Raw genomic sequence first — 5,664 nt, 5'->3', positions numbered from 1 at the left:
CTAGGGCTTCTGAACCGAATTTGTCGGTACCGACACCCGCTAGCAATTTGCATCTGGCGCCAAGTCGCGCAGCTCCGATAGCCTGATTGGAGCCCTTCCCGCCATTTCCGAAGGCGAATCCCGATCCTAACAGGGTCTCACCTGGCGCCGGGACTTCACCCACAATCCAAAACGCGACTCCGTAAGAGCCAACAACATAAACTTCACAGTTGGGCATCATCTACTCCGGCCGATCAAGCGGCGAGGTTGGGTGCCAGCGAGGGTATTGCGCTCGATCCAGCAGCTGTAAATGTAGCGATCCGCGCGATAGGAAGAGGACGAAAAGTAGATAACCCGATCGGCCGCATCGAAGGCAGTACGGTCGATTTGCAGCACCCTCGTGCCGCTCGACACGTCGAGTGCTTTTGCCAGTTTTGCACGCGCGATGCCGGCCCGTATCTCTTGCTTTGCTCGGGCCAGCGGCACACCAAGTTGCTGCTCGAGAAGCTCGGTGAAAGAGGTGTCGGCAAGGTCGAGTTTTTCCATGAGGCGGCCGATTGCTGGCACGAACGAAACCGTCTCAACCGCCACGACCTCGTCGTCGATCGTTCGTACGCGCTCTATGGTGAAGATACTCTCATTGGTCGGCACGTTAAGTGCGGTTGCAAGCACGGCGTCGGCGGGACGCCAGTGAGCCGTCATATGCCTGGTACCAGGCCGGAATCCGCGCGCGATAGCTTCTTCCGAAAACCCTGAAAAGGTAAGCAGATCCCGGCCGATGTGGCGCTTGGCGACGAACGTCCCTTTTCCAGCGCGTCGATAAAGCAAGCCTTCGCCCACAAGGGTCAGCACCGCTTGCCGCACAGTGCTGCTGCTGAGCTCGTGCTGCTTCATCAACTCCATCTCAGTGGGGAGTTGATCGCCAGGATTGAAGACGCCGCTCTCAATCTGAGACCGAATGATATCGGCGAGCTGAATATGAAGTGGAGTTCTACCGGGTTGTATCATGCGGCCTCCTCAAGCCGAGTCATTGCTATCACTCGGCAATGATGGCTGGCAATATTAGGTTATTGCATTTATGCATGAAATTTGACGTGCGCCTTTGACAGAGCCTTGGGGGAGTCGATCGCGTACTGCCGGGCGGCGGCGCGGCCCTGCTCAGGGCAGCAATGGCGTTCGACGTCGCTTGGACCAGAAGATCGGTTTCGCGATCGCGCGGCGCGCCGTCGAGGCACAAGCAGGTTGCGACAGGGTACCCCGATTCAGACCGACAGGGTCGATGCCGGGCTCGCGCGACACTTTTCGGCATTTCGCACATGCAGACCTAATTTTGCTTCTCGCCCCTTTCAAAGGGGGACTGCCTAAAGACTTCCTAGCGTTATGCCCTGCCTGTATTGCCCCGTGGTGAACGTCACAAGATGCGAAGCAACAATCATGCCATGTGCAGGCAACGACTTAGATTTCAAGCAATTCGGGAGCTTGCGGCTAGGCGGTGTCGCTATCTTTGTCGAATTCCTCGCAGGAGTTTGAAGAGAACCGTTCAAGAGTTCCTTCGCCGTTTGGCAGAACGTTTGGAGCCGGAGCCGCGAGATACTCCTCGTTGCGCGTCCGAGAGCCGAAGGTCGAGGTGGCGACAGGTGGCAATAATCATTCTCAGGACGGTGGCTGACGTGGACTGATGTTCATAAAAAGGTAAGCGGCAAGCAGACCCCGTCTGGCGGAGGGGGTGAGCGGTCGGATATTGGTAGCGGACACAATGAACTGCTGTGAGCTTCTATGTCTGCGCCTAGTTCTGTTGGTGTGGACGGCTCCCTACGGCATCAAGTGTGCCAGAATGAGTTCGTTGGAGTACTCAATCGAGGGAAGCCGCCCGTGAAACAGATTATTCGTATTGGAATAGATACGTCAAAACGCGTTTTTCAATTACATGGCGTGAACGCAAGCGAAGAGACGGTTCTTCGCAAGAAGCTTTCGCGAAAGGAAATGGTGAGATTCTTCGAGAACGCGCCGCCAACCACTATTGCGCTTGAAGCTTGCGGCGGTTCCCATCACTGGGCGAGGCTGTTGGGCTCATTTGGCCACGAGGTGAAGCTGATCGCGCCGCAACTCGCCAAGCCCTATGTCAAGCGCGGCAAGAACGATGCGGCAGATGCGGAGGCACTGTGCGAGGCTATGAGCCGGCCGACAATGCGCTTCGTGCCGGTTAAGACCGCGGACCAGCAGGCAGCACTTATGCTGCTTGGTGTACGCGAGAGATTGATCCGAAATCGCACGCAGCTTTCCAATATCATCCGCGGTTATGCGATGGAATTCGGTGTAATAGCGGCCAAGGGTATATGCAGGATTGAACCCCTACTGGAGCGTATTGCAGCCGATGTATCTCTGCCGGAGTTGGCGCGTGAGCTGTTCGCCATGCACGGTCGGGAGTATCGAGAGCTACTTGCGAAGATCAAGCTGATTGAGGAGAAGCTCATGGCTTGGCATCGTTCTGACGAGTGCAGCCGCCGTCTAGCCGAGATCCCTGGCGTCGGTCCAATCAGCGCTTCGCTGCTGATGATGAAGACCCCAGATCCGAAGATGTTTAAATCGGGCCGTGATTTTGCCGCCTGGATGGGCCTGACGCCGAAAGATCATTCGACTGCGGGCAAGGTCCGGCTAGGCGTAATCACCCGTGCCGGCGATGAGATGTTGCGCAGCGTGCTAGTGGCCGGGGCGACGGCTCTTCTTCAGCATATCCGACGAGGGCGCAGCAAGTACGCTTCTCGATGGATTGTCGAATTGCTTCAACGCAAGAAACCGAAGCTGGTCGCCGTGGCAATTGCCAACAAGATCGCAAGGATCGCGTGGAAGCTTATGGTGAGTGGAGAGAGTTATCGTGGGCAAAAAGGAGATCCCGTTGTCGCAATGCCGACAAGATAAAGCCCGGCCGCCAGGTGAGCATACGCTCGATGCCACCGAGTTGGGTTGACGCGTGAAGGAGGCAAATGGTCTGATCGGTCGGTCCGAGTCGCGAAAGATTCCGTTAGTTCCAGTGGCCTTTGTCAGGTCGGTGTTCTGTTTGGAAATCGCGCTGCGGAAACCATCTTGGCCAGTGGTCCTGTGCGGCCACACAGACAGGCCGCACATATGGAGGCAAGTGATCCGATCAAACAAATCTGCCAAAACACTTGCAAGCGGGAGCCGTCCACATATGGAACTAGAACCTTCCATATGATCGAAGCTGTCGCCGACCGCCTTGAGGGTGCGCCGCGGCAGCTTCGCCGGCGCTGGTCGGATGGTTCAAGGCACGGGCGGTGGCGGAGCATTGCAGCCAGGCGCGAGCGTCTCGACGATCGCGCATCGGGTCGGCATTCACCCGTCGCAGCTCTTTGGCTGGCGTCCCCAATGAAGAACCTCAAGGGCCTGCCCGCCTAGCATCAACTCGGCAGCGTTTTCCCACGTTTCTTGCAAGAATGCAATAATCTTATATTGCCAAACGCAAACGCCATATGGTAACAATGATTCACGTAAGGAGGCCGCATGATACAACCCGGTAGAACTCCACTTCATATTCAGCTCGCCGATATCATTCGGTCTCAGATTGAGAGCGGCGTCTTCAATCCTGGCGATCAACTCCCCACTGAGATGGAGTTGATGAAGCAGCACGAGCTCAGCAGCAGCACTGTGCGGCAAGCGGTGCTGACCCTTGTGGGCGAAGGCTTGCTTTATCGACGCGCTGGAAAAGGGACGTTCGTCGCCAAGCGCCACATCGGCCGGGATCTGCTTACCTTTTCAGGGTTTTCGGAAGAAGCTATCGCGCGCGGATTCCGGCCTGGTACCAGGCATATGACGGCTCACTGGCGTCCCGCCGACGCCGTGCTTGCAACCGCACTTAACGTGCCGACCAATGAGAGTATCTTCACCATAGAGCGCGTACGAACGATCGACGACGAGGTCGTGGCGGTTGAGACGGTTTCGTTCGTGCCAGCAATCGGCCGCCTCATGGAAAAACTCGACCTTGCCGACACCTCTTTCACCGAGCTTCTCGAGCAGCAACTTGGTGTGCCGCTGGCCCGAGCAAAGCAAGAGATACGGGCCGGCATCGCGCGTGCAAAACTGGCAAAAGCACTCGACGTGTCGAGCGGCACGAGGGTGCTGCAAATCGACCGTACTGCCTTCGATGCGGCCGATCGGGTTATCTACTTTTCGTCCTCTTCCTATCGCGCGGATCGCTACATTTACAGCTGCTGGATCGAGCGCAATACCCTCGCTGGCACCCAACCTCGCCGCTTGATCGGCCGGAGTAGATGATGCCCAACTGTGAAGTTTATGTTGTTGGCTCTTACGGAGTCGCGTTTTGGATTGTGGGTGAAGTCCCGGCGCCAGGTGAGACCCTGTTAGGATCGGGATTCGCCTTCGGAAATGGCGGGAAGGGCTCCAATCAGGCTATCGGAGCTGCGCGACTTGGCGCCAGATGCAAATTGCTAGCGGGTGTCGGTACCGACAAATTCGGTTCAGAAGCCCTAGTGTCCTGATTCAGAAGTTTCTGCCGATTTGTTTTGCACATCGGCGATTTGCAGGGTTGCCAGGCAAAAGCGTTTGATGGTGGCGAGGATGTCGTCTGCCGATTTGGTCCATCGGAACGGTTTGGGATCGGTGTTGACGGCGTCGATATAGGCGGTGATTGCCGCCTCCAATTCAGCGGTGGAGCGGTGCACGCCGCGCCGGATTTGCTTTTCGGTCAGGTTGGCAAAGAAGCGCTCGACCTGGTTGAGCCATGACGCCGCCGTCGGGGTGAAATGAATGTGCCAGCGGGGCCGCTTGAGAAAGAAGCTGCGGATGGCGCTGGTCTTGTGGGTGGCGTAGTTGTCCATGACGATGTGGATGTCGAGGTCTGGCGGCACGTTGGCTTCGATTTCGCGCAGGAATCTCAGGAATTCCTGCGCGCGGTGACGCTTGAAGCAGCGACCGATGATCTTGCCGGTGGCAGCGTCGAGCGCGGCGAAGAGCGAAAGTGTTCCATGCCGGGTGTAGTCGTGGCTGCGCCGCTCGATCTGGCCGGGCCGCATCGGCAACACCGGCTGGCTGCGATCGAGTGCCTGGATCTGGCTCTTCTCATCGACGCAGAGCACCAGCGCCCGCTCGGGCGGATTGAGATAAAGGCCGACAATGTCGCGCACCTTCTCGACGAACAGCGCATCCGAAGACAGCTTGAAACTCTCGGCGCGATGCGGTTGCAGACCGAAGGCCGTCCAGATGCGATGGATCGTCGAGGGCGCATGTCCGACCGCCCGTGCCATCGAACGCAGGCTCCAGTGGGTGGCGTCCGGCGGTGTCGTCTCCAGCGTCAACCGGATCGTCTCGGCGATCTCTTCGTCGCCGATCTGGCGCGGCGCGCCGGGACGCGGCTCGTCGTAAAGCCCATCGAGCCGCAGCTCGGCGAAGCGCCGTCGCCATTTGGCCACCGTGTTCGGCATCGTGCCAAGCCGCGCGGCAATCTCCTTGTTCTCAACGCCGTCCGCGGCCATCAGCACGATCTGGGCCCGCCGCGCCAGGCCCTGCGCCGTGCCGCGGCGGCGAACCAATGCCTCCAGCTCACCGCGCTCCTCACCCGTCAAGACAATCGCAACCGCCGCTTTGCCCATCGATCATCCCCTTCTCAAACAAGGAAAATGATCGCACAAATTTATCGATCAGGACACTAGG

6 protein-coding genes are annotated in these 5,664 nt (G+C 58.1%); 3 read left to right on the top strand and 3 right to left on the bottom strand.

Annotation, left to right across the window (positions count from 1 at the left end):
- Both GHK62_RS19470 and GHK62_RS19465 read right to left on the bottom strand, forming a co-directional pair.
- Positions 1–217, bottom strand: a 217-nt coding sequence (locus GHK62_RS19470) for a PfkB family carbohydrate kinase (RefSeq protein ID WP_234886963.1), incomplete at its 3' end; no start/stop codon positions are given.
- Positions 217–987: a GntR family transcriptional regulator gene (locus tag GHK62_RS19465; protein WP_153440680.1), complete on the bottom strand. Its 771-nt coding sequence runs from the start codon at positions 985–987 to the stop codon at positions 217–219. The genes GHK62_RS19465 and GHK62_RS19470, both read right to left, overlap by 1 nt.
- Before the next feature lie 864 nt (positions 988–1,851).
- On the opposite strand from GHK62_RS19465, the gene GHK62_RS19460 reads away from it, so the two are divergent.
- From GHK62_RS19460 to GHK62_RS19445, 3 genes are all read left to right on the top strand, one after another.
- A complete protein-coding gene (locus GHK62_RS19460) occupies positions 1,852–2,898 on the top strand; it encodes an IS110 family RNA-guided transposase (RefSeq protein ID WP_184109079.1) in 1,047 nt (348 codons plus the stop codon).
- 600 nt (positions 2,899–3,498) lie between these two features.
- The gene (locus tag GHK62_RS19450) at positions 3,499–4,269 is read left to right on the top strand and encodes a GntR family transcriptional regulator (RefSeq protein ID WP_153440680.1); all 771 of its coding nucleotides are present in this window, start codon (positions 3,499–3,501) and stop codon (positions 4,267–4,269) included.
- Positions 4,266–4,493, top strand: coding sequence for a PfkB family carbohydrate kinase (locus GHK62_RS19445; protein ID WP_202982049.1), 228 nt, complete (start codon positions 4,266–4,268; stop codon positions 4,491–4,493). Before GHK62_RS19450 ends, GHK62_RS19445 begins: the two co-directional genes overlap by 4 nt.
- Here GHK62_RS19445 and GHK62_RS19440 read toward each other — a convergent pair.
- Positions 4,482–5,603: an IS630 family transposase gene (locus tag GHK62_RS19440; RefSeq protein WP_153440672.1), complete on the bottom strand. Its 1,122-nt coding sequence runs from the start codon at positions 5,601–5,603 to the stop codon at positions 4,482–4,484. The genes GHK62_RS19445 and GHK62_RS19440 overlap by 12 nt on opposite strands.
- Positions 5,604–5,664: the final 61 nt, after the last annotated feature.

The organism is Sinorhizobium terangae (assembly GCF_009601505.1).
GTDB classification, from domain to species: Bacteria; Pseudomonadota; Alphaproteobacteria; order Rhizobiales; family Rhizobiaceae; genus Sinorhizobium; species Sinorhizobium terangae.
The sequence above is the reverse complement of the archived record's forward strand: the minus strand, read 5'-3'. Positions and strand labels throughout refer to the sequence as shown.